Source organism: Frankia sp. EI5c (assembly GCF_001636565.1).
In the GTDB taxonomy this organism is placed as follows: domain Bacteria; phylum Actinomycetota; class Actinomycetes; order Frankiales; family Frankiaceae; genus Parafrankia.
Window position 1 is genome coordinate 180,982 of sequence record NZ_LRTK01000007.1, and the last position, 22,626, is coordinate 203,607.

The 22,626-nt window shown below is 73.0% G+C and carries 16 protein-coding genes and 4 pseudogenes; 13 read left to right on the top strand and 7 right to left on the bottom strand.

The genetic code is table 11. The features are described from left to right. A pseudogene (locus UG55_RS32850) lies at positions 1 to 544 on the top strand (class I adenylate-forming enzyme family protein); the annotation flags it as partial. A 65-nt stretch (positions 545 to 609) separates the two neighbouring features. Here UG55_RS32850 and UG55_RS05830 read toward each other — a convergent pair. Continuing rightward, entirely contained in the window at positions 610 to 1,575 is a 966-nt protein-coding gene (locus UG55_RS05830) for a metal-dependent hydrolase (RefSeq protein ID WP_066063856.1), read from the bottom strand. A gap of 212 nt (positions 1,576 to 1,787) precedes the next feature. Continuing rightward, a pseudogene (locus tag UG55_RS46685) lies at positions 1,788 to 2,548 on the bottom strand (SDR family NAD(P)-dependent oxidoreductase). Positions 2,549 to 2,782: 234 nt separating this feature from the next. On the opposite strand from UG55_RS46685, the pseudogene UG55_RS32855 reads away from it, so the two are divergent. From UG55_RS32855 to UG55_RS05845, 3 genes and pseudogenes are all read left to right on the top strand, one after another. Continuing rightward, a pseudogene (locus tag UG55_RS32855) lies at positions 2,783 to 3,074 on the top strand (hypothetical protein); the annotation flags it as partial. A gap of 1 nt (position 3,075) precedes the next feature. Further along, positions 3,076 to 3,373 (top strand): annotated as a pseudogene (locus UG55_RS05840) (limonene-1,2-epoxide hydrolase family protein); the annotation flags it as partial. Then, the gene (locus UG55_RS05845) at positions 3,370 to 4,119 is read left to right on the top strand and encodes an enoyl-CoA hydratase-related protein (RefSeq protein ID WP_066063862.1); all 750 of its coding nucleotides are present in this window, start codon (positions 3,370 to 3,372) and stop codon (positions 4,117 to 4,119) included. The pseudogene UG55_RS05840 and the gene UG55_RS05845, both read left to right, overlap by 4 nt. A 62-nt stretch (positions 4,120 to 4,181) precedes the next feature. Here the strand turns inward: UG55_RS05845 and UG55_RS05850 are convergent, their stop codons facing one another. Next, positions 4,182 to 5,354: a thiolase family protein gene (locus UG55_RS05850; RefSeq protein WP_066063865.1), complete on the bottom strand. Its 1,173-nt coding sequence runs from the start codon at positions 5,352 to 5,354 to the stop codon at positions 4,182 to 4,184. 308 nt (positions 5,355 to 5,662) lie between these two features. Between UG55_RS05850 and UG55_RS05855 the strand changes: the two genes are divergently transcribed. Beyond that, positions 5,663 to 7,312: an AMP-binding protein gene (locus tag UG55_RS05855; protein WP_066063867.1), complete on the top strand. Its 1,650-nt coding sequence runs from the start codon at positions 5,663 to 5,665 to the stop codon at positions 7,310 to 7,312. Between the two features lie 59 nt (positions 7,313 to 7,371). On the opposite strand, the gene UG55_RS05860 is transcribed toward UG55_RS05855, so the two are convergent. The 3 genes from UG55_RS05860 to UG55_RS05870 are packed head-to-tail and all read right to left on the bottom strand — an operon-like array spanning position 7,372 to position 10,741. Then, positions 7,372 to 8,709, bottom strand: a complete 1,338-nt coding sequence (locus tag UG55_RS05860) for an acyl-CoA dehydrogenase family protein (protein WP_083986445.1) — start codon at positions 8,707 to 8,709, stop codon at positions 7,372 to 7,374. After that, a complete protein-coding gene (locus tag UG55_RS05865; protein ID WP_066063870.1) occupies positions 8,709 to 9,947 on the bottom strand; it encodes an acyl-CoA dehydrogenase family protein in 1,239 nt (412 codons plus the stop codon). The genes UG55_RS05860 and UG55_RS05865 overlap by 1 nt, the downstream gene beginning before the upstream one ends. After that, positions 9,944 to 10,741 (bottom strand): enoyl-CoA hydratase/isomerase family protein, encoded by a 798-nt coding sequence (locus UG55_RS05870; protein ID WP_066063872.1) that lies wholly within the window; start codon positions 10,739 to 10,741, stop codon positions 9,944 to 9,946. The genes UG55_RS05865 and UG55_RS05870 overlap by 4 nt, the downstream gene beginning before the upstream one ends. Before the next feature lie 303 nt (positions 10,742 to 11,044). Between UG55_RS05870 and UG55_RS05875 the strand changes: the two genes are divergently transcribed. Both UG55_RS05875 and UG55_RS05880 read left to right on the top strand, forming a co-directional pair. Further along, a complete protein-coding gene (locus tag UG55_RS05875; RefSeq protein ID WP_066063873.1) occupies positions 11,045 to 12,265 on the top strand; it encodes a cytochrome P450 in 1,221 nt (406 codons plus the stop codon). 43 nt (positions 12,266 to 12,308) lie between these two features. After that, a complete protein-coding gene (locus UG55_RS05880; RefSeq protein ID WP_066063875.1) occupies positions 12,309 to 13,427 on the top strand; it encodes a phosphotransferase in 1,119 nt (372 codons plus the stop codon). A gap of 38 nt (positions 13,428 to 13,465) precedes the next feature. On the opposite strand, the gene UG55_RS05885 is transcribed toward UG55_RS05880, so the two are convergent. Beyond that, positions 13,466 to 14,611, bottom strand: coding sequence for an acyl-CoA dehydrogenase family protein (locus tag UG55_RS05885; protein WP_066063878.1), 1,146 nt, complete (start codon positions 14,609 to 14,611; stop codon positions 13,466 to 13,468). Between the two features lie 384 nt (positions 14,612 to 14,995). On the opposite strand from UG55_RS05885, the gene UG55_RS05890 reads away from it, so the two are divergent. The 6 genes from UG55_RS05890 (at position 14,996) to UG55_RS05915 (ending at position 22,601) form a co-directional block, all read left to right on the top strand. Continuing rightward, positions 14,996 to 16,462: an aldehyde dehydrogenase family protein gene (locus UG55_RS05890; protein WP_066063881.1), complete on the top strand. Its 1,467-nt coding sequence runs from the start codon at positions 14,996 to 14,998 to the stop codon at positions 16,460 to 16,462. 117 nt (positions 16,463 to 16,579) lie between these two features. Then, positions 16,580 to 17,788 (top strand): amidohydrolase family protein, encoded by a 1,209-nt coding sequence (locus UG55_RS05895; RefSeq protein ID WP_066063887.1) that lies wholly within the window; start codon positions 16,580 to 16,582, stop codon positions 17,786 to 17,788. Between the two features lie 60 nt (positions 17,789 to 17,848). Further along, positions 17,849 to 18,862 carry an acyl-CoA dehydrogenase family protein gene (locus UG55_RS05900; protein WP_066063889.1) on the top strand — a complete coding sequence of 338 codons (1,014 nt, stop codon included), beginning with the start codon at positions 17,849 to 17,851 and terminating at the stop codon, positions 18,860 to 18,862. A 151-nt stretch (positions 18,863 to 19,013) separates the two neighbouring features. Continuing rightward, positions 19,014 to 19,817 carry an enoyl-CoA hydratase/isomerase family protein gene (locus tag UG55_RS05905; RefSeq protein WP_066063892.1) on the top strand — a complete coding sequence of 268 codons (804 nt, stop codon included), beginning with the start codon at positions 19,014 to 19,016 and terminating at the stop codon, positions 19,815 to 19,817. Beyond that, entirely contained in the window at positions 19,814 to 21,400 is a 1,587-nt protein-coding gene (locus UG55_RS05910) for a class I adenylate-forming enzyme family protein (RefSeq protein WP_083986475.1), read from the top strand. Before UG55_RS05905 ends, UG55_RS05910 begins: the two co-directional genes overlap by 4 nt. A 10-nt stretch (positions 21,401 to 21,410) precedes the next feature. Further along, positions 21,411 to 22,601: an acyl-CoA dehydrogenase family protein gene (locus tag UG55_RS05915; RefSeq protein WP_066063895.1), complete on the top strand. Its 1,191-nt coding sequence runs from the start codon at positions 21,411 to 21,413 to the stop codon at positions 22,599 to 22,601. Positions 22,602 to 22,626: the final 25 nt, after the last annotated feature.

Sequence of the window (22,626 nt, forward strand, 5' to 3'; positions counted from 1 at the left end):
GCACGCCACCATCCGGGACGACGACGGCCGCGAGCTGCCCGTCGACGAGGTCGGGGAGCTGTGGCTGCGAACCCCCAGCGCCATGGCCCGCTACTGGGACGACCCCGAGGCAACCCGCCAGACCCTCGTCGACGGCTGGGTACGCACCGGCGATCTGGCTCTGCGCGACGGCTCCGGCCTGATCCGGCTCCGTGGCCGGCGCCGGGAGATGTACATCCGCGGCGGCTACAACGTCTACCCGGCCGAGGTCGAGGCCGTGCTCGGCTCGCATCCGGCGGTCGCGCAGTGCGCCGTGCAGCCACGCTCCGACGCCGTCCTGGGCGAACGCGGTGTGGCGGTCGTCGTGCCTCGGGACTCCGGGCGCCCGCCGAGGCTGGAGGAACTCCTCGACCATCTGCGGGGTCGGCTGGCGGTCTACAAGCTGCCCGAAGCCCTGGTGCTGGTCGACGCCCTCCCGCTCACGCCCATGCAGAAGCTGGACCGGGCGGCCCTCGCCGACCTGGTCGACGCGAGCCCGGCCGCCCCTCCCCCACCCGCGGGCTGACAGCGTCGCCGCGTCGGCGGGCCTTCGGTGACACCCTCCNGCGGAGCGCGGTCGTGCAGCGTGGTTCAGGCGCCTGGCCGGGTGGCGGGGTACCCGTTGTCCACCGGGAAGGCGGGCAGTGGTGATCCCTCGAAGCGAGTCATGTCCACGCCCTGGTCGTAGGCCGCGAACCAGCTGCCGGCCAGGGCGGGCAGCCGCTCTCCCGCTGGGCGGTGGCGCGGCGACTGGGAGCGCAGCAGCCCGACGAACGAAGCCAGCAGCTCGCCTGTCGGGACCGCCTGGAAAGCCGCCGGATACCCGCCCGCCGGCCGGCGGTGCCGCAACAACGGCAGCCGGGCCGCCATCTCCCGCAGCCACATCGCCCGCGGTGCCACCAGGCTCGTCGGGACGAGACGATCCGCCAGCGGAACATGTTCCTCGAACCCGTCGAGGATGAGGCGGTACACATCGACGGCATGACTGAAAGCCCGGCGGGCGACACGCGTGCGGTAGCGGGGGTTGTCAACGATCCCGTCGTAGATCACCAGTGCCGAGCCGCGGTGCTCGATCTCCTCGACGAAATGCCACACGAAAAGCGACGCCACCCGCGACTCACCCGGGGTGAACAGGGATTCGCGGTTCTCCAGCATCATCCGGAAAAGCGGGGTGAAGGTCGCCTCCAGCGCGGCGATGTACGCGACGTGGAACGCCAGCGGCTCCTTCTCCCGCAGCGCGTCGTACCTGCTGTGCGCAGCCGCCACGGTGGTGCTCAGGCCGGGGTAGCGCCCGACCAGGGCGGCGAGGTGCGTCCGGTGCGCCCGCGCGTGCTGGGCTTCCTGCCGCAGGAAGGCGTCGGCCTCCGCGGCGGCCTCGGGGTCCCTCAGCTGGGGCAGCGCGTCCCGGGTGACGGCGACGATGTACTTCTCGAACGCGATGGCAAGCACCCCGATCGCGTTCGCGACCAGCCCGAAGCACGGGTTCGCCGGGTTCCACTGGAATGGCACCGACTCGTCGAAGGAGAACGGAATCCTGCGGATCTGCAGATCGGTCATGCGGCACCGGCCCTCTCCGTTCCGTCCCGGCCCGGGAACGGCCCGGGCGCGGGTGGCGTGTTGCGTGACCGGCGAATCATGCCCGGCTGGACATATGTATGGTCAAGCGCGGCCGGAAAGAACAGGAAACCGGCCGGGCGGCACGGATCTGCGGGCCGCCCGGCCCGGCTGCCGGATCAGCTGGCGGATCGGCCCGCCGCGGCGGATTCGGCCTACTTCGGCGCGAAACGCTGGCCGCCGTCCAGGCGGATGGTGGAGCCGTTCAGCATGGGGTTCTCGATGATGCCGACGGCGAGCCGGGCGTACTCGTCCGGGCGGCCCATCCGCTTCGGGAACGCCGCGTCCTTCGTCAGCACCTTCTCGTACTCCTCCGGAATGCCCCGGGTGAGGCCGGTGTGGAACAGGCTCGGCGCGATCGCGTTCACCCGGATCCCGAGAGTGCCCAGCTCCCGCGCCATGGTGAGGCTCATCGCGGCGACGCCGCCCTTGGCCGCGGTGTAGGCGATCTGGCCGATCTGGCCCTCGAACGCGGCGATCGACGCCGTGTTGATGATGACGCCGCGCTCACCGTCGGCGTTCGGCTCGTTCCTGCTCATGTGCCAGGCGGCGAGCCGGGCGACGTTGAACGTGCCGACCAGATTGAGATCGACGATGCTCCGGAAGGTCTCGATGGACAGCGGCCCGTCCTTGCTGAGGGTGCGGCCGGGGTCGCGCCGCCAGCCGTGTTCACCACGACGTCGATCCCGTCGAGCGCCGCCACCGCCGCCTCGATGACGCCTTCCGTTCCCGCGAAGTCGGTGACGTCGCAGGGGTGGAAGGTGCCGCTCAGCTCGTCGGCGACCTGCTGGCCCTCGCTCACCGTCCGGTCCAGGATGGCGACCTTGCCACCGCGCGCCACGATCAGCTCGGCCGTCGCCTTCGCCATGCCGGAGGCACCGCCGACGACGACCGCTCGTAGACCTTTGAGTTCCACGTGTTGTTCCTCTCCCGCGAGCGCTGTATCAGGTGCTGTGCCCGGCAGGGCGAGGGCGCACCGGCCAGACGGGTGAGAGCATCAGCGGCGGAACCAGCCAGAGCCCCTCAACCTACGGCTGCGCGCCGTCCCACCAGCACACCCGACCTAAAAGATATATACGTATATACCGGCATCCGCAACGTGGATACTCGTACCGAGGCCGGTTCCGCCCCCGTCCGAAGGGCCCCCGCCATGTCAGATCCGCAGTCAGCACAGGACCCGACGACAACGCAGGACCCGACGACAACGCAGGACCCGACGGCAACGCAGGACCCGACGGCAACGCAGGACCCGACGGCAACGCAGGACCCGACGGCAACGCAGGACCCGACGGCAACGCAGGACCCGACGGCAACGCAGGACCCGATCACAGAGCAGGACCCCAGGGCGGTGGTCAGGGAGTTCCTGGCGGCGCTGGAGCGGCTCGACGGCGACGCGGCGCTGCGCCTCCTCGCGGACGACGTCGTCTACCAGAACGTCCCGCNGCCGCCCGCCAGGGGCCGCGCCGCCGTGGAGAGGCAACTGCGGTGGATGCTCCGGCACAGCACCGGCTTCGAGGCCCGCACCCACCACCTGGCCGCGGACGGCCCGGTCGTGCTCACCGAACGCACCGACGTCCTGCGCGCCGGCCGGTGGGAGGCGCGGTTCTGGGTGTGCGGGACGTTCGAGGTGCGCGACGGCCTGGTGGTGCTGTGGCGGGACTACTTCGACTGGGCGACCTTCCTGGCCGCGAGCGTGCGCGGCGCCGGGAAGGCCCTGCTGGCCCGGGCGCGGGCCAGATGAGCGTCGTGACCAGCCGGCACGGGCGGGTGCTCGTCATCCGGATCGACCGGGAGGAGAAGCGCAACGCCATCAACGCCGCCGTCACCGCCGGCCTCGACGAGGCGATGAACACCCTCGAGGACGACCCGCAGCTGTGGTGCGGCATCCTCACCGGTGGCCCCCGGGTGTTCTCCGCCGGCGCGGACCTCGCCAGCGGGCCCGGCGAGCCCACCGAGCGCGGCGGGATCGCCGGCCTCATCCACCGGCAGCGGACCAAGCCGCTGATCGCCGCCGTCGAGGGCCTGGCACTCGGCGGCGGCGTCGAGCTCGTCCTCTGCGCTGACCTGGTCGTCGCGGCCCGCACCGCGCGGTTCGGGCTGCCGGAGGTGAAGCGCGGGCTGATGCCGGACTTCGGCGGGTCCTTCCGGATCACCCGGGTACTGCCGCGCAATGTCGCCAACGAGATGCTCGCCACCGGCGACAACATCACCGCCGAGCGCGCCGAGCGGTTCGGCCTCGTCAACGTCCTGACCGAACCGGGCGGCGCGCTCGACGGCGCGCTCGCGCTCGCCGACCGGGTGATCGCCAACGCGCCGCTCGCCGTGCGCGCCGCACTCGACGTCGCGCGCCATGAGACCGCGGGGGACGAGAGCGCCAGCTGGGCACACAGCGACGCCGCCCACGCCCGGCTGCTGGAGAGCGCCGACGTCGCGGAGGGGATCGCCGCCTTCTTCGACCGCCGGCCGCCCGACTGGTCCGGCCGCTGACGGACCCCGCTCGTTCGGCGTTCCTACGCGGCGTTCCTACGCGGCGTTCCTCTTCGGCGTTCCTAGAGGACCTCGATGACCATCGCGGCGCCCATGCCGCCGCCGGCACACATGGAGACGACACCGAGGGAGTTCCCGCGCCGGCGCAGCTCGTGGACCATGGTGATGACCATCCGGGCGCCGGTCGCGGCGATCGGGTGGCCGAGGCTGGCGCCGCTGCCGTTCACGTTGACGATCTCCGGCCGGATGCCGAGCTTGCGGATCGTCGCGACCGGCACCGAGCAGAACGCCTCGTTGACCTCGAAGAGGTCGATGTCCGCCAGCGACAGTCCGGCCCGGTCCAGCGCCTTCGGGATGGCTAGCGTGGGGCCGAGCCCGGTCAGCGCCGGGGCGACCCCGACCGAGGACCAGGAGCGGATCCGGGCCAGCGGGGCCAGCCCGTGCGCCGCGGCGTAGTCGCCACTGGCCACCGTGACCGCGGCCGCGGCGTCGTTCAGGCCGGCGGCGTTCCCGGCGGTCACGGTCGCGTCCGGAAGCTCCGGGTGCAGCAGGGGAAGCTGGGCGAGGCGCTCGACGGTGGTGCCGCGGCGCGGGAACTCGTCGGTGTCGAACACCCTGGTGGTGCCGTCCGGCTGCGGAATCTCGACCGGCACGATCTGGTCGGTGAAGTAGCCGCCGTCGATGGACTCGATCGCCCGGGCATGGCTGTAGGCGGCCCAGCCGTCCACGTCGAGCCGGGTCAGGCCGAGCTCACGGGCCGTGTTCTCGCCGACGGTGATCGCCATGTCGAAGGCGGGGGCGTCCGGGGTCTCCGGGTGCGAGGCCGACACCCAGGTCACCGACTGCCCGTCCGGCCCCTTCTTCGTGGTCGTGATCGCGCTGTTGCTCAGGCTTTCGGTGCCCCCGGCGATGACCACCCCGTCCATGCCGGCCCGCACGCTGCCGGCGGCGATCGCGACGGCGCTCAGGCCGCCCGCGCAGTGCTGGTTGGTCGCGATGCCGGCCAGGTCGTCCAGCCCGAGCCGCACGGCGACGTTCCGGGCGATGACACCGCCACCCTGGTACGCCTCGGCGAGAACCAGGCCGTCGACGTCCCGGGCCGGCACACCCGCGCGCTCCAGCGCCGCGGGTACGACGGCCTCGGCCAGCTGGAACGCGTCCAGGCCGACCAGCGACCCCTTGCGGGCTCGCCCGATGGGCGTACGGGCGGTCGAGATGATCACTGCTTCGGTCATGGTGCCTTCCTCGGGAGGTCGCCACGGCGGCGGTCGGGGGGCCGGAGGGTCGGGCGTTCGGGGTGGTCGAGGGGTCGGGACCGGATGCGGCGCCACGGGCAGCCCCACCTGACCCCGAGAGATCCGGATGTTTCAACCTCGGCGGCCACCCCACAGCAGATCGATCCGCGAACGATCCGCAGGTCAGGACACAGCTGGGCGCGTGACTGGATCCGACCTCCGCCGGTCAGCCTACCTTCGCGGCATTGAATAGGTATAGATGTCTTTGTAGCATCGCTCCCGTTGCCGAGGAGCGTCGAGGAGCCCGGATGACAGCGAACGAGTGGTCTCTGCCCGCGGTGCTCGACGTCGTCACCGGGGAGGTGCCCGACCGCGAGATGCTGGTGTGGGGCACCGTGCGCCGCAGTTATGCCCAGGTGCGGGACCGCACCCGCGGCCTCGCCGCCCGGTTACGCGGGCACGGGCTCGGTGTGCGGCGGGAGCGGGAGACGCTCGATCGGTGGGAGTGCGGCCAGAGCCCGGTGGCGATCCTGCTCTCCAACTGCCCCGAGTACGTCGAGACCATGATCGGCGCCTTCCGGGCCCGCGCGGTGCCGTTCAACGTCAACCACCACTACGCGCCGCGCGAGATCGGTGCGCTGCTCGACCAGATCGGTGCCGAGGCCGTCGTCCTGCACCGACGGCTCGGCCCGGCACTCGCCGAGGCCGGCGGCACCGAGGGGCGCCTGCTGCTGGACGTCGACGACGGCTCCGGCGTCCCGCCGCTGCCCGGCAGCATCCCGTTCGAGGACGCGGTCCGTACCACGGACGGTCTCGACGACCTGCCCGTGCCGTCCCCGGACGATCTCTTCCTGGTCTGCACCGGCGGCACCACCGGCACCCCGAAGGGTGTGCTGTGGCGGCAGGCCGACGTCTACGTCTCCGCCGCCGGCGGGATCGAGGGCGCCACCCGCGACCTGATCGCCTCCATCGCCCGGAAGGGCGCCGGGGTCTGGTTCGCCGCGCCCCCGCTGATGCACGGCGCCGCCCAGTGGACCGCGTTCGCCGGGCTGAACAACGGCGGCACCGTGATCCTCCACGACGACTCCAGGCCCTTCGACCCGCGCGCCATCCTGGAGACCATCGAACGCGAACGGGTGACGCTCATGTCCATCGTCGGTGACGCCTACGCGCGGCCACTGGTCGAACAGATGCGGGCACGACCCTACGACCTGTCGTCGCTGGTGCGGCTGGGCACCGGGGGCGCGACGACGAGCGCCGCACTCAAACACGCCCTGCTCGAGCACCTGCCGCAGCTCACGGTCGTGGACGGCTACGGCGCCTCGGAGACCGGCGGAATGGCCTTCGGCGCGTCCAGGAAGGGCCAGGAGACCCGCGAGTTCGTGCCGTCCCCCGGCGCGACGGTGCTGTCCGCCGACCGGAGCAGGTTCCTCGCCCCCGGTGCGGACGAGATCGGCTGGGCGGCGCGCACCGGCCGGACACCCCTTGGCTACCTGAACGACCGGGCGAGGACGGAGCAGACCTTCCCGATCATCGAAGGGGAGCGCGTCGCCGTTCCCGGCGATCGGGCCCGCCTCACCGCCGCCGGCACGATCGAGATCCTCGGCCGGGACGCGATGGTCGTCAACACCGGGGGCGAGAAGGTCTTCGTCGAGGAGGTCGAGGAGGTGCTGCGCCGGCACCCCGGCATCCTCGACGCGCTGGTGGTCGGCCGCCCGAGCGAGCGTTTCGGCCAGGAGGTCGTCGCACTCGTCCAGCCGCGGCCGGGGGTGACGGTGTCCCCCGGCGAGGTCCGGGAGTTCGTCGCCGGTGCCCTCGCCCGGTTCAAGGCGCCGCGGGCCGTCCTGCTGTGCGACCGGATCGGGCGCCACCCGTCCGGCAAGGCCGACTACACCTGGGCCCGTCAGGCCGCGTCCGGCGCGGTGCCCGCGGTCAGCGGCGCGGTCAGCGGCAGGTAGCGGCGCGCCGGCCCGGCGCCGGCCCGGCGCCGGCGCCGGCCCGGGCCGGCGCCGAAACCCTAGCTCTGGCGGCCGGTCCAGTTCCGGGCGTCGCGCAGCACCTCGCGGAAGGGCTTGCCGCTGTCGAACGAGGGCTCCCGGGGCAGGCCGAGCACCCGCTCGCCGATGCCGTTTCGCTGCACCTCGTTGGTCCCGCCGGCGATCGACATGAAGCGGCTGTTGAGGAAACCGGTGGCGGTGCTCGCCGCGGCCTCGTCGCCCTCCGCCCACGCCACCGCGTCGGGCCCGCCGATGCGCAGGGCGAGGTTGGCCCGCAGCGGGTCGTGGACGCCGGCGGCGAGCTTGGCGTACGACGCCAGATGAGCGGCCTGGCCCGGCTCCGCCCGCATCCGGTGACCGAGCCGGGTGAGCAGCGCCCGGCGGGCGACATCGTCGACGTGCGCCCGCACGATCAGGTCCCGCGCCGCCGGGTCGTCGAGCCGGCCGACGGAGCGGGCGAGCGCGACCAGGTCCGGGGCGATGCCCCGGGGGGGCTTCCGGGCCTGGCCGCCGTGGCTGAGACCGCCGCCGCGCTCGAACATCAGCATGGTCTGCGCGACCGACCAGCCGTCGTTCACGCCTCCGATCACGTCGTCGTCGGTGAGCTCGACGTCGTCGAAGAACTCCTCGCAGAACTCGGCGTCGCCGGTGATCTGCCGGATGCGCCGGACGGTCACCCCCGGGGCGGTGATCGGGACCGCGAACCAGGTCAGCCCGCGGTGCTTCGGCACGTCCCAGTCGGTGCGGGCCAGGCACATGCCCCAGTCGGCGTAGTACGCGCCGCTGCTCCAGGTCTTCGAACCGTTCAGGATCCAGCGCCCACCCTCCCGGACCGCCCGCGAGCGGACTCCGGCGAGGTCGGACCCGGCCTCCGGCTCGGAGAAGAACTGTACGAACAGCTCGTCACCGGCGAGGATCCGCGGGATGTGGCGCCGCAGGAACTCCGGTGAGGCGTGCGCGAGCATGGTCAGCGCGCACACCCCGAAGGTCGTCCCCCCGGCGATCCCGAGGTTCGGCAGCCGACGGCCGCGCGCCTCCTCGACGAAGGCGCGTTCGTACTCGGCGCCGAGGCCCTGGCCGCCGTACTCCCGCGGCCAGGTGATGCCGGCATAGCCCGCCTCGAAGAGCCGCCGCTGCAACGCGCGGGCCGCCGCGAGGGCCGCCGGGGCCATCTCGGTGGACCGGGCCGGTGACGAGACCGCGCCGCCCGCCGGTGCGGGGGCGGGTTCGAGGTTCGCCCTGATCCAGGCCCGTGCCCGGGCGCGGAACTCGTCGAGGGTGGGTGTGTCGGCCCTGCCCCCGGTTCCGGTGCCCCCGGTTCCGGTGCGCCCGTCCTCCGCCACCGCGATGTCCGCCATCAGCCGACTCCGATCCGCTCGCCCAGCCGGGCCCGGTGCCAGTCCGCGGAGCCGAAGGCCTCCGCGTCGGCCGCCAGCCGGCGCATGAACAGGTGGTGGTCGTGTTCCCAGGTGTAGCCGACTCCGCCGAAGACCTGGAAGCACGAATGCGTGAGGGTGATGCTGTGCTCCGCCACGAACGCCTTGGCGGCGTGCGCGAGCTCGGCCCCGTCCGGCGCGCCCGACCCGAGCGCCTCGGCGGCGGCGGCCACCAGGCCCTTGGCCATCTCCAAAGCCAGGCTGGTGTCCGCGAGCAGGTGCTTGATCGCCTGGAACGAGCCGATCGGCCGGCCGAAGGCGATCCTGGCACGGGCGTACTCGACGGCCAGCTCGAAGTCCCCGTGCATGGCGCCGACCGACTCGGCGGCCGACAGCACGGCCGCGATCCGCGCCTGCCGCGCGAAGAGCTCCTCGGTGGCCACTCCCGGAACGCCGACAACAGCCCCGGCGGGCACCCGGACGCCGCGCAGCCGAACCGCGCAGGTCTGCCGGGTGAGATCCAGGCCGGCCAGCCGCCGTACCTCGACTCCCGCGGCGCGGACGGGGACCAGAACCTGGGTCAGGCCGTCCGGGCCGTGCCCGCTGACCAGCAGAATCTCGCAGTCGAGCGCGTCGGCGACGTGGCGGACCTCGCCGTCCAGCACGTAGTGCGCGGCACCGGCCTGGGCCGGCCCGCCGGCGTCCGCGGCGACGGCGGCGACGGCGGTTCCGCGGTCGTGCCGGAGGGTGATCTCACCGGCGCCGGGGGTCAGCCCGCCGACGGCGCCCGCCACCCAGACCGCGGTGGCCCGCCCCTCGACCAGCCGCCGCAGCAGCTCGGCGTGCGACTCGCCGCTCGGGAGCGGCGCGGACGCGGGCGTGCCCGCGCTGGACAGCGCGTGGGCGACGAGGTTGGTGCCGACGAACGGGCCCGGTTGGAGGGCGGCGCCGCGTTCGGCGGCCACCGCGGCCGCGTCCAGCAGACCGTTGCCCGAGACACCGTTGCCCGAGACACTCCCGCCGCCGTGGCCCTCGTCCACCAGCAGCCCGAACCAGCCGAGCGAGCCGGCCGCCGCCGTGTAGGCCGGGCCCGCGCCGGACCCGCTGTCGGCGAGCGCGCGAACACCGGGCAGCGGCAGGGTGTCCTCGATGAAGCGGATGGCCGTGCCGACGAGCATCTCCTGCTCGGGCGTCCCGGACGCCAGCAGCCGGACGCTCATTCGCCCGTGAACTTCGGCTCGCGGCGCTCGGCGAACGCCCGCATCCCTTCCCGCATGTCCTTGGTGGTGTAGGTGATGTGCTGCGCCCGGGCCTCCTCCTCCACCGCCTGTTCGAAGGTCATCGACTCGCTCGCGTCCAGCAGCCGTTTGATCAGGCTGATGGCGGTCGTCGGGCCGCTGGCCAGCCGCCGACCCAGCGCCGTCGCGGTCGTCGGCAGGTCGCCGGCCGGCACCACCTCGTTGACGAGCCCCCAGTCCAGCGCCTGCTCGGCGCCGAGCCAGTCACCGAGGAACGCCAGCTGCTTCGCCCGGCGCAGCCCGACATGGCGCGGCAGCGTCCAGGAGGTACCGCCGTCGAGCGCCAGCCCGCGCCGGACGAACACCGAGCTGAAGCGGGCACGGTCGCTGGCGACGATGAGGTCGCACGCCATGGCGAGCCCGACCGCGACCCCCGCGGCGACCCCGTCCACCGCGGCGACGGTCGGTTTCGGCAGCCGGTGCAGCCGGTTGATGATCTCGCCGACGACCCGCATCTCGACCAGGATCGCCTGGCGGCCGCGGCCGGTGAGCCCGCTCGACTTCGCGTCACCACTGCCGGAGAGGTCGGCGCCGGACGAGAAGTTGCCCGCGGCGCCGGTGATGAGCAGGGCGCGGTCCTCGGGGTTGTTCGTGACCTCCCCGAGCACCCGGTCGAGATCCGCCCAGCTGTCCGCATTGAGCGCGTTCTTGCGGTCCGGGCGGTTGAACGTGACCGTGACCAGGCCGTCATTCCGTTCGACGAGCGTCGACTCCATCTCGAATCCCTTCCAGGGCGGGCGGCAAATCTATCTAGATGTTTGAGCGGTGTCGAGCACGGGACGGCAGGCCCCGCGGGCCACACCGCGGTGGGACCCTGGCGGCCCCGCCGCGGTCGGCCCGACGAGCCCGTTGCGTCCCGGCATTCGTCTATATATCTTTCGATCGGATCGAATCCCGCGGGTTCCTGCCGGTGGGCCGTCCTGTCCGTCGGGTGACCGAAACCCCTCGCCCGGTGCCTCGCCGCGTCCGCAGACGCCGGCCGGAGGTGCCCCGTCCGCTGGCAGCGGGAAGGACCGACCATGAACGTTGAGGAAGCCGGCAGCGTCTTCACCGACCCCACGGCCTACGCGGACGAGAAGCGGTTCCATGCCGCCACCGCCGTGCTGCGCCGGGAGTCACCGGTACACCGGGTCGAGACGGACGGTTTCGTGCCGTTCTGGGCGGTGACCCGGTACGAGGACGTCATGGAGATCTCCCGGGATGCCGAGCTGTGGCACAACGCGCCGCGCACGGCCGTCAACCAGGACCCGGCCGCCGACGCGCCGCCGGTGCGCACCCTGGTGCAGATGGACGCCCCGGACCACCCGGTATACCGGCACATCAGCGCCGACTGGTTCAAGCCCGCGGGCGTCCGGCGGCTGTCCGACCGGATCGCCCAGCTGGCGAAGCGCTATGTGGACCACATGGCCGACCTCGGCGGCGAGTGCGACTTCGTCCGGGACGTCGCCGCGCACTACCCGCTGTATGTGATCCTCTCCCTGCTCGGGCTGCCCGAGGAGGACTTCCCCCGGATGCTCAAGCTCACCCAGGAGCTGTTCGGCGCCGAGGACCTGGACCTGACGGGCGGGGTCACCGGCGACACGGCCGCGCTGGAGGCCCTGCTGGACTTCTTCCAGTACTTCCAGGCGGTGATCGCCGAGCGCCGCGCGAACCCCGGCGACGACCTCGGCTCGGTGATCGCGAACGCCACCGTCCACGGTGACTCCATCGGCGAGCTGGAGGTGGTGGGCTACTACGTCCTCATCGCCACCGCCGGGCACGACACGACCAGCGCCGCCATCGCCGGCGGCCTGCACGCCCTGCTGGAGAACCCGGACCAGTGGCAGCGGCTGTCCGCCGACCCGTCCCTGGTGCCCACCGCGGTCGAGGAGATGATCCGCTGGGTCTCCCCGGTCAAGCACTTCATGCGCACGGCGACCGCGGACACGGTCGTGCGCGGCGTCCCGATCGCGGCGGGCGAGTCGGTGCTGCTGTCCTACCCGTCCGCCAACCGCGACGAGGAGACCTTCGCCGACCCGCAGCGCTTCGACGTCGGCCGGACCCCGAACAAGCACGTCGGTTTCGGCTTCGGCGCCCACTACTGCCTGGGCACCCACCTCGCCCGGCTGGAGGGGCGCGCGCTCTACGCCGAGCTGCTCCCCCGGCTGCGCGAGGTGGAGCTGGCCGGCCCGGCGGAGTACATGCGGACGCTGTTCGTCGGCGGGCCCAAACGGCTCCCGATCCGCTACAAGCTCTCCTGACCCGGACCGGTACCGAACACCGCGAGCAGGCCCGGAGGGCAGGATGACCGAATCGGACGGCACTCTGACGGTGGAGACGGAGTGGATCGTCGACGACCCGGCTCTGGTCACGCCCGCGTGGATGAGCGCCGCGCTGCGCCGCGGCGGCACCGACGTCGAGGTCGTCGGCCTGCGGCACGAGCCCGTCGGCGGCGGCCAGCTCAGCTCCAGTCACCGCTTCCACCTCGACGCCCAGCCCGGCGGCTCACCGGCACCGGCGTCGGTGGTGGTCAAGCTGGCGGCCGGCTCCCCGGAGGGCCGCGCGCAGATCGCCCCCGGCTACCGCAGCGAGGTGGGCTACTACCGCAGGTTCGCCCCGGGCGCGCGGATCCGGGTGCCGCGGTGCTGGAGCGCCGCCATCAGCACCGACGGCCGGAGCTTCACCCTGGTGCTGGAGGACGCGTACCCGTCCCGACCCGGCTCCCAGGTGCGGGGCGCCACCCTCCCGCAGGCGCGGGCCGCGATCCGGAACCTCGCCGGGCTGCATGCGCCGTTCTGGGGGCGGGACGGGCTGGCCGACAGCGCCGACTGGCTGCGCCGCACCGACGAGGCCGGGCTCGGTTTCCTCGCCGAGGTGTTCGCGGCGACGACCGTGCCGTTCCTCGAACGCTTCGGGGGCGACCTCGCGCCGGCCGACACCGACACCCTGCGCCGCACCGCCGAACTGTTCGGCCGCTGGGGTCGGCACGTCGGCGACCGGCACACGCTCATCCACGGGGACTACCGGCTCGACAACCTGCTCTTCTCCGACGGCACCGGGACGGCGCCCATCGAGGTCATGGCAGTCGACTGGCAGTCGTTGGAAGTAGGGTTCCCCGGCCGGGACGTCGCGTACTTCCTCTCCACCGCCCTCCCGCCGGAGCTCCGGCGGGCGCACGAGAGGGCACTGGTGGGGGTCTATCACGACCGGCTCGTCGAGATCGGGGTGCCGGACTACCCGTTCGAGGCCTGCTTCCAGGACTACCGTCTCGGGACGTTGCAGGGGCCGCTGCTCGCGGTGCTCGGCGCCGTCTATGCCACGAACGAGCCCACCGAGAGCTCCCACCGGATGTTCGTATCCATGATCACGAATGCCTGTGCGGCGATCCGCGACCTGGGGACCCTGGACCTGCTGGCGGCCTGACGGCCTGGCGGCCTGGCGGCGCCCGGGCGGGCCGCCGCCTAGCCGCGGGGCAGGCCGAGGCCCTGCTGGGCGATGATGTTGCGCTGGATCTCGCTGGTACCGGCGTAGATCGTGGTGCCGAGCGAGAACCGCAGCGCGTGCTCGATCCGGCCGCCCACGGGCGCGCTCGGGTCCAGCCGGCCGCGCAGCGCGTCCGGCCCGACCAGCTCGGTCAGATCCTCGGCGGCCCGCACCAGCGACTCGGTGCCGAACAGCTTCGACATCGGGCCCTCGGCCACCGGGACCCGCCCGTTCGCGGCGAGCCAGGTCGTGCGCAGCTCCAGCAGCCGGGCCACCTCCAGGGCCGTCGCCCAGCGGGCGAGGCGTTCGGACACCTCGGGCTGCTCGATCCGCCCGCTCTCGCGGGCCCACTGCTCCACGGCCTCCAGCAGGCGCGCCAGATGCGGGCTGAACGGCGCCGAGTGCTCGTCCTGCAGCGCGATCATCAGCGCCCGCCAGCCGCCGTCGACGTCCCCAATCCGCCACCGGTCCTCGACCACCACGTCGCTGAGGTACACGATGTTCGTCCGCTCGCCGGACAGCGTGTGGACGGCCTGCACCTCGATCCCGGGCTGGTCCAGCCGGACGAGGAACAGGGTGAGACCGGCGTGCTTCGGGCCGTCCGGACGGGTCCGGGTGAGCAGGAAGATGTAGTCGGTGATGTGCCCGTTCGTGGTGAACATCTTCTGGCCGTCGACGATCCAGTGGTCGCCCTCCGGCCGCGCCCGGGTCCGGACACCGGCCACGTCCGAACCGACCTCCGGCTCGGTCATCCCGAGCGCGATCGTCACCTCGCCGCGCAGGAACCGCGGCAGGATCTCCGCCCGCAGCGCGGCCGAGCCGACCGCCCGGATCACGTTCGCGACCATCTGCGTGGTGGTGATGGCGTAGGTCGGCGCCTCGGCCTTCGTCAGTTCGTCGACGAGCGCGTGCACCTCGTACGGGCCGAGCGGGCTGCCGCCGTCGGGCCGCTCCCAGCCGGGGCCCACCCAGCCCCGCTCGGCGAGGCGGCGGACGAACGTGGCGTCGTGGGACACCCCGCTGCGGTAGACCTCCTCGTCCAGCTCGGGCGTCAGCTCCTGGGCGAGGAACGCCCGCACCTGCGCTCGAAGTGCCGTGACCGACTCGTCGACGTCGAAGTCCATGCCCCGCTCACACCCTCCGGCCACTGCTCCGCGAGAAGCGATCCACGGCTGGCCCGCTGTCCGCGGGACGCCGGTGCGGCGGCCCGGTCGCCTGGTTCCCACCCGCTGCCATGCACCGGGAAGCTATCAGAAAGCTCCAGATGTTTCGACGGAACCAGGCGCTTCCCACCGGCCCGGGGCGGGTGGCGGCACACATCCCGCCCGGGCGGCCGCCAGGGATCTCCGGGGTTGCGCCCCCTCGCGGCACCGCCGTAGGTTAGATATCTAAATGTTTCCGACCGCGGCGGGCGCGGCTTCGGCACCGCCGACGAAGCCAGGGCGCCGAGCTGCTCGCCCTCGTCCCTCGCGTCGTGCCGACGCCTGCCACTCGGGAGACCGCCAGCCATGTCCGAACAGCGCCTGCTGATCGACGGAGAACTCGTCGACGCCGAGGGCGGCCGCGTCTTCGACAACGTCAACCCGGCCACCGAGGAGGTGCTGGGCGTCGTCGCGGACGGTTCGCGCGCCGACATGGGACGCGCCGTCGCCGCGGCCCGCGCCGCGTTCGACCGCACCGGCTGGGCCACCGACCACACCGGCCGCCGCGACGCCCTGCTGCAGCTGCAGGCCGCGATCGAGACCGAGGTCGAGGACCTGCGGGCCGAACTCGTCGCCGAGGTCGGCTGCCCGGTCATCACCACCTACGGCCCACAGCTCGACGCCCCGCTGCGGGAGGCACTGCGCTGGCCGGCCGAGCAGATCGGGTCGTTCCTCTGGAGCCGGCCGCTTCCCGAGCACGACGCGTTCGGCATGGGTTTCGCCTCCGCCCGGGAGGTGTGGAAGGAGCCGGTCGGTGTCGTCGGGGTGATCGTGCCGTGGAACTTCCCCGTCGAGATCACACTGAACAAGCTCGGGCCGATCCTCGCCATGGGCAACACCTGCGTCCTCAAGCCCGCGCCGGACACCCCCTGGAACGCCACCCGCCTCGGCCGGCTGATCGCCGAGCACACCGACATCCCGCCGGGCGTGGTCAACATCGTCCCGTCCGCGGATCATCTGGTCGGCGAGGTGCTGTCCACCTCCCCACTGGTCGACATGGTCGCGTTCACCGGCTCCACCGCGACGGGGCGGCGCGTGATGACCGCGGCCGCCCAGACGGTGAAGCCGACTTTCCTGGAGCTCGGCGGCAAGTCGGTGAACCTGATCCTGGACGACGCCGACCTCGCGAAGGCCGTCCCGAGCGCGGCGATGGTCTGCATGCACGCCGGCCAGGGCTGCGCCATGCCGACCCGGCTGCTCGTCCCCCGCTCCCGTTACGAGGAGGCGGTCGACCTCGCCGTCGCCGCCTTCGAGTCCGTGAAGTACGGCGACCCGACCGACCCCTCGGTGCTGCAGGGCCCGCAGGTCTCCCGGCGGCAGCAGGAACGGGTGCTCGACTACATCGAGCGGGGCCGGGCCGAGGGCGCCCGCGTCGTGGTCGGCGGAGGCGTCCCGAAGGATCTCGACCGCGGGTACTTCGTCGAGCCGACGCTGTTCACCGCGGTCGAGCCGGGCATGACCATCGCCCAGGAGGAGATCTTCGGCCCCGTCCTCGTCGTCATCGCCTTCGAGGACGACGACGACGCCGTCCGCATCGCCAACGACTCCCCCTACGGCCTGTCCGGGGTGATCACCTCGGCGGATCTGGACCGGGCGAAGTCCGTGGCCAGGCGGATCCGCACCGGCACCCTCGGTATCAACGGCGGCCTGTGGTACGGCGCGGATGCCCCGTTCGGCGGCTACAAGCAGTCCGGCATCGGCCGGCAGTGCGGACTGGAAGGTCTGGAGATCTTCACCGAGACCAAGACCGTCGGCTGGCCCGCCGGCGGGTGACCGGCCTCGCCGTCAGCACCCACCAGCAGACATCCCCCACCAGCAGACACCCCCGCCGGCAGGCGACTCCCCGCCGGCGGACAGCTCCCAGCCGGCCCACCGCACAGGAAGCAGATCATGAGCGCGAACCTCGACTTCCCGGTCTTCGACGCCGATCACCATCTGTACGAGACCGAGGACGCCTTCACCCGGCATCTGCCGAAGCAGCACCGGGATCTCTTCCGATTCGTGGAGCTGGGCGGCCGCAAGAAGCTGGTCGTGCGCAACACCCTCACCGAGTTCATCCCGAACCCGACGTTCGAGGTGGTGGCCGCCCCCGGCGCGCACATGGCCTTCTACGCGGCCAAGAACCCGGAGGGCAGGTCGCTGCGGGAGCTGACCGGCCGGCCGATCCGGCCGCTGCCGGCGTTCCGCGAGCCCGCCGCCCGCCTCAGGCTGCTCGACGAGCAGGGCGTGGCCGCCTGCCTGATGTTCCCGACGCTGGCCAGCCTGATCGAGGAACGGCTGCGCGACGACCCGGAGCTCACCCAGATCGCGATCCGAGCCTTCAACGAGTGGCTGTTCGACGACTGGACCTACAACTACGCCGACCGCATCTTCACCACGCCGATCGTGTCTCCATGCGACGTCGCCACCGGCATCGCCGAGCTGGAGCGGGTGCTGGAGCGCGGCGCCCGGGCCGTGCTGGTCCGCCCGGCGCCGGTCGCCGGCCTGCGCGGGCTCCGCTCACCGTTCCTGCCGGAGTTCGACCCGTTCTGGGCCCGCGTCCAGGAGTCCGGCGTCCTCGTCGCCCTGCACGCCTCCGACAGCGGCTACCAGGACTACCTCAACACCTGGGAGGGCAGCTCCGGGGAGTACGTCGCCTTCAGGCCGAAGACCTTCGCCTATGTGGCCGACGGGGGCCGCACCATCCAGGACACGCTCGCCTCCGCGATCTGCCACGGCATGCTCGACCGGTTCCCCGGCGTCCGGCTGGTCAGTGTCGAGAACGGCGGCAGCTGGGTGGGCCTGCTCGCCAGAAACCTCGAACTCGCCTGGAAGAAGATGCCGCAGGAGTTCCCGACGCACCCCCTCGAGGTGCTGCGGCGCAACGTCTGGATCAACCCGTTCTGGGAGGACTCCCTCGACGGCCTGATCTCCCTGATGGGCGCCGACCGGGTCTGCTTCGGCTCCGACTACCCGCACCCCGAGGGGCTCGCCGAGCCGCTGTCGTTCGCCGACGAGCTCGGCGACCGCACTCCCGCCGAGATCGAGAAGATCATGTCCACCAACATGTTCGACCTGCTCGGCCTGGAGCGACCAGCCCCCGCCGCGGCCCGCACCTGAACTAGTCTGCCTTAATCTCTAGACGTTTCGGACCTGGTTGACGGTAGGTGACGGCGTCCCATGCAGTTCAGCTTCGACTCCGACCAACTGGCCATGCGCGACGCCGTCCGGGCGTTCTGCGCCGACCGGCTCGACCTCGCCGACCTCGCCGGCCGTGACGGCAAGCCCGCCCACCCCGGCCTCTGGTCGGGGCTCGCGGAACTCGGCGTGCTCGGCGTTCTCACCGGCGGGCCCTCGTCCGGCATCGGGCTGGTCGAGGCGTCCATCGCCTTCGAGCAGCTCGGCGCGCACCTCGCACCCGGGCCGCTGCTCTGGTCCGTCCTCGCCGCCCCGTTCGTCACCGGTGCCGGGGAGGGGACGAGCCGGGTGGCGGGTGTCGAGCTGAGCGGGCCCGCGGACGGACCGGTGGTGGTCGAGCACGGTGACGAGTGCGACGCGCTGCTCGTGCTGCGCGCCGAGACGGTCGAGGTGGTGGCCCAGGCCGACCTGCCGGCCGGGCGGGCCGGCTCGCCACTCGACCCGCTCACGCCGGTCCGGCTCCTCCCGCGGCTGCCGGCCGGGCAGGTGGTCGGGGACGCCGCCGCCGCCCGCCGGCTGCGCCTCACGGGTGCCGTCCTGAGCGCGGCGATGCTGGTCGGTGTCGCCCAGGGCGCGCTGGACACGGCGCGTTCCTACGCGCTGGAACGCGAGCAGTTCGGCGCTGCGATCGGATCGTTCCAGGCGGTCAAACATCTGCTGGCGGACATGTACGTGCGGGTGGAGCTGGCGCGCGCGGCGGCCTACGCGGCCGCCGCCATCGCCACCGACCCCCGGGGCGGCGATCCCGAGCGGGCCGCCAGCACCGCCAAGCTGCTCGCCGGCGAGGCCGGCATCGGCAACGGCCGGGCCGCCGTGCAGATCCTCGGCGGCATGGGGTTCACCTGGGACATGCTGCCCCACTACTTCCTGAAACGGGCCTGGGTCCTGGAGAACTGCTTCGGCACGGGCCCGGCGCACGCCGCCCGCCTGGGTGCCGCGGTCGGCGGCGAGCTCGGGGATGCGGCCGTCCGCGGAGCCGGGCCGACAGAGTCGTGACCGGCAGAGTCATGACCGACAGAGTCGTGACCGGCCCGGCGGCGGCCCGACCGGACCGACCGGACCGACCGGACCACGCTGCCAGACCGGACCGCGCTGCCAGACCGGGCCGCGGCCTGGCAGCGGACGAGCAGCAGCGAGAGGAGTGCACATGGGGTTCGATACGATCCGGTACGAGGTCGCCGACCGCATCGCCACGATCATCTTTGACCGGCCCGACCAGCTCAACGCGCTGAGCCCGGCCATGATCGGGGAGCTGCGGCAGGCCTACGCCGACGCCGAGGCCGACGACGACGTCTGGATCCTCGTCGTCACCGGCACCGGCCGGGCGTTCTGCGCCGGCGCCGACGTCGGCGAGATCCCCGACGACGGCCGGGTCATCTACGACGAGCCCTACCTGTCGACCTACCCCCAGTGGGAGGCGCCGCAGGAGGGCACCCCGCCGTTCCGGACGATGACCAAGCCGGTCCTCGCCGCGATCAACGGCCTGTGCTGCGGCGCCGGGCTCGACTGGGTGACCACCGGCGACATCGTGATCGCCTCGGACCGGGCCGAGTTCTTCGACCCGCACGTCAGCATCGGCCTGGTCAGCGGGCGCGAGGCCGTGCGCCTCGCTCGCGTGCTGCCGACGAACATCGCCATGCGGATCGCGCTGACCGGCCGGCACGAGCGCATCAGCGCGCAGCGCGCCTACGACCTCGGGCTCGTCTCCGAGGTGGTCGAGCACGACCGGCTGTTGGAGCGGGCCCACGAGATCGCCGCGATCGTGAACCGCAACGCCCCGCTCGCCGTGCGCGGAACCCGCCTCGCGATCCGCAAGAGCCTCGACCTGCCCCTGCACGAAGCCGAGATCATGGCCGAGGCGTACCGCGAACGCGTGGTGCGCACCGCGGACGCCAAAGAAGGGCCGCAGGCGTTCATGGAGAAGCGCGGGCCGGTCTGGCAGTGCCGATGACGGTGCACCCGCCCGCGGAGCCGGGCCACGCGGAGCCGGGCCGCACGGAACCCGGCCGCACGGCACACCGGCACGGGACGGGCGAGCTGCCGACGCTGTGCGTGCGCCTCGGACGAGTGCTCGCGCTCGACCCGGCGGCCCCGGCGCTGGAGTTCGAGCGCCGCTGGCACACCTGGGGTGAGCTGGCCGCCGCCGCCGACGCCGTCGCGCCGCACGTGCGGCCGGGCCAGCGCGTCGCCATCCTGCTGCGCAACCGCCCGCCGCAGCTCGGGCTGCTCCTCGGCCTGCTGCGGGCCGGGGCCCGCGTGGTCGCGGTCAACCCCGGCCGCGGCGCCGAACGGGTCCGGGCCGACACCCACACCCTCGGCGTCGACATCGTCGCCGGCTCCACCGCGGACCTCACGGCCTTCGCCCCCCAGGTGCGCTGGCTGGCCAGCGACACTCTCGGCACCCTGACCGTCACCGACCGACCCCCCGCCACCGCCAGCGCCACCTCCCCCACCACCACGCCGGCGACCGACGACGCGGTCGCGGTGGAGATGCTCACCAGCGGGACGACGGGCCCACCCAAACGGGTACCGCTGACCTACGAGACCTTCTCGCGCGTACTGGCCGGTGCCAAGCACTACGAACGCAACCCCGACGCCGGCCTGCGGCTGCGCCGCGGCGTGGTGATCATCAACGCGCCGCTGGTGCACCTCGGCGGCCTGTTCCGCGTGCTGCAGTGCGTCAACGACGGCCGCGCGTTCTGCCTGCTCGAGAAGTTCACCGTCGGCGGCTGGGCGGACGCGGTACGCCGCCACCGGCCCTCCACCGTCAGCCTCGTCCCCGCCGCCCTGCGCATGGTGCTCGACGCCGACCTCGACCGCGCCGACCTCGCCGGCGTCCGATCGGTGATCTCGGGTACCGCCCCGCTTTCGCCCGACGACGCCGAGGCGTTCGAGGAAAAGTACGGCGTCCCGGTGCTGACCTCCTACGCGGCGACCGAGTTCGGCGGTGGGGTGGCCGGCTGGAACCTGGCCGACCACCAGAGTTTCGGGGCCGCCAAACGCGGCAGCGTCGGGCGCGCGCACGCCGGCTGCGAACTGCGCGTCGTCGACCCCGACACCGGCACCGAGCGCGGCCCGAACGAGCCGGGCCTGCTGGAGGTGCGCGCCAGCCAGCTCGGCGGCACCGCCTGGACCCGCACCACCGACCTGGCCCGCCTCGACTCCGACGGCTTCCTGTGGATCCTCGGCCGCGCCGACCAGGCGATCATCCGGGGCGGCTTCAAGGTCCTCCCCGACGACGTCCGCGCCGCCCTCGAACACGACCCGCGGGTACGCGGCGCCGCCGTCATCGGCCGACCCGACGACCGGCTCGGCGCGGTCCCGGTCGCCGCCGTCGAGCTGCGCCCCGGCGCCGGGCCGACCTCGGCCGCGGAGCTGCTCGCCGCCGTGGCGAACCGGCTGGCCCGCTACGAGATGCCGACCGAGCTGTGGATCGTCGACGCCCTCCCCCGCACCCCCTCCGGCAAGGTCGACCTGGCCGCCGTGCGCGAGCTGCTCGCCCCGCCCGCCGGTTCCCAGGACCACAGCAAGTGAGGAGCAGCGCATGGACCTGACCTACAGCGAACAGGACGAAGCCTTCCGCGCCGAGCTCCGCGGCTGGCTGGCGGCCGAGGTGCCCGCCTACGGGCCGCCCCCGCCGCCCGGCGACTGGTCGGCGCGCCGGGCCTTCGACACCGGCTGGCAGCGCAGGCTGCACGACGCCGGGTACGCCGGCCTGCACTGGCCGGCCGAGTTCGGCGGCCGTGGCCTGCCCGTCACCCAGCAGCTCGTCTACCTGGAGGAGTACGCCCGCGCCGGGGCTCCGTACGTCGGCATCAACTTCGTCGGCACGATGCACGCCGGCCCGACCCTGATCGCCGAGGGGACTGATGAGCAGCGCGCCTTCCACCTCCCGCGCATCCTGCGCGGCGAGGACGTCTGGTGCCAGGGTTTCTCGGAGCCGCAGGCCGGCTCCGACCTCGCCTCCCTGCGCACCGCCGCGGTCCGCGACGGCGACCACTACGTCGTCAACGGGCAGAAGATCTGGAGCACCCGGGCCCACGTCGCCGACTACTGCGAGCTGCTGGTACGCACCGACCCGGCGGCCCGCAAACACCGCGGCATCAGCTGGCTCATCCTCGACATGCGCTCCCCCGGCGTCGAGGTACGCCCGATGCGCACGATCGACGGCGAGAGCCACTTCTGCGAGATGTTCCTGACCGATGTCCGGGTGCCGGTACGCAACCTCGTGGGCGCGGAGAACGACGGCTGGCGGGTCACGAACGTCACGCTGCGCTTCGAGCGCGGCACCGCGTTCGCCCAGCACATCATCACGCTGCGCTCGCAGCTGCGGGACCTGGTCCGGGCCGCCCGGCTACTGCCCGCTGCCGGCGGCGGCAACGCCTGGGACGACCCGTCGCTACGCGCGCACGTCGGCCGGCTGGAGGCGGGCGCCGAGGGGCTGTGGCGGATGACGCAGCGGGGCATCGCCGAGGCCGAGGCGACCGGCCTGCCGGCGCCCACCGGCTCGGCGGTCAAGCTGCGGTTCAGCGAGCTCAGCCAGGAGCTGAGCGAACTCGCGGTGCGCGTCCTCGGCCGGGCTGCCCTGGGCGGTGTGCGGGCCGGGGGCGTGGACGGCGTGGAGGTCGCCCGCGCCTACCTGTGGTCCCTGCAGTACAGCATCGCCGCGGGCACCTCACAGATCCAGCGCAACCTGATCGCCGAGCGCATCCTCGGCATGCCGCGCTCGGCATGACCCGCGACCCGGTGCCCGGCCGGAC

Excerpts from the sequence above, each read along its gene's own strand:
- UG55_RS05830 (WP_066063856.1), bottom strand. The coding sequence starts at position 1,575 with ATGACCGATCTGCAGATCCGCAGGATTCCGTTCTCCTTCGACGAGTCG.
- UG55_RS05845 (WP_066063862.1), top strand. The coding sequence starts at position 3,370 with ATGAGCGTCGTGACCAGCCGGCACGGGCGGGTGCTCGTCATCCGGATC.
- UG55_RS05850 (WP_066063865.1), bottom strand. The coding sequence starts at position 5,354 with ATGACCGAAGCAGTGATCATCTCGACCGCCCGTACGCCCATCGGGCGA.
- UG55_RS05855 (WP_066063867.1), top strand. The coding sequence starts at position 5,663 with ATGACAGCGAACGAGTGGTCTCTGCCCGCGGTGCTCGACGTCGTCACC.
- UG55_RS05860 (WP_083986445.1), bottom strand. The coding sequence starts at position 8,709 with ATGGCGGACATCGCGGTGGCGGAGGACGGGCGCACCGGAACCGGGGGC.
- UG55_RS05865 (WP_066063870.1), bottom strand. The coding sequence starts at position 9,947 with ATGAGCGTCCGGCTGCTGGCGTCCGGGACGCCCGAGCAGGAGATGCTC.
- UG55_RS05870 (WP_066063872.1), bottom strand. The coding sequence starts at position 10,741 with ATGGAGTCGACGCTCGTCGAACGGAATGACGGCCTGGTCACGGTCACG.
- UG55_RS05875 (WP_066063873.1), top strand. The coding sequence starts at position 11,045 with ATGAACGTTGAGGAAGCCGGCAGCGTCTTCACCGACCCCACGGCCTAC.
- UG55_RS05880 (WP_066063875.1), top strand. The coding sequence starts at position 12,309 with ATGACCGAATCGGACGGCACTCTGACGGTGGAGACGGAGTGGATCGTC.
- UG55_RS05885 (WP_066063878.1), bottom strand. The coding sequence starts at position 14,611 with ATGGACTTCGACGTCGACGAGTCGGTCACGGCACTTCGAGCGCAGGTG.
- UG55_RS05890 (WP_066063881.1), top strand. The coding sequence starts at position 14,996 with ATGTCCGAACAGCGCCTGCTGATCGACGGAGAACTCGTCGACGCCGAG.
- UG55_RS05895 (WP_066063887.1), top strand. The coding sequence starts at position 16,580 with ATGAGCGCGAACCTCGACTTCCCGGTCTTCGACGCCGATCACCATCTG.
- UG55_RS05900 (WP_066063889.1), top strand. The coding sequence starts at position 17,849 with ATGCAGTTCAGCTTCGACTCCGACCAACTGGCCATGCGCGACGCCGTC.
- UG55_RS05905 (WP_066063892.1), top strand. The coding sequence starts at position 19,014 with ATGGGGTTCGATACGATCCGGTACGAGGTCGCCGACCGCATCGCCACG.
- UG55_RS05910 (WP_083986475.1), top strand. The coding sequence starts at position 19,814 with ATGACGGTGCACCCGCCCGCGGAGCCGGGCCACGCGGAGCCGGGCCGC.
- UG55_RS05915 (WP_066063895.1), top strand. The coding sequence starts at position 21,411 with ATGGACCTGACCTACAGCGAACAGGACGAAGCCTTCCGCGCCGAGCTC.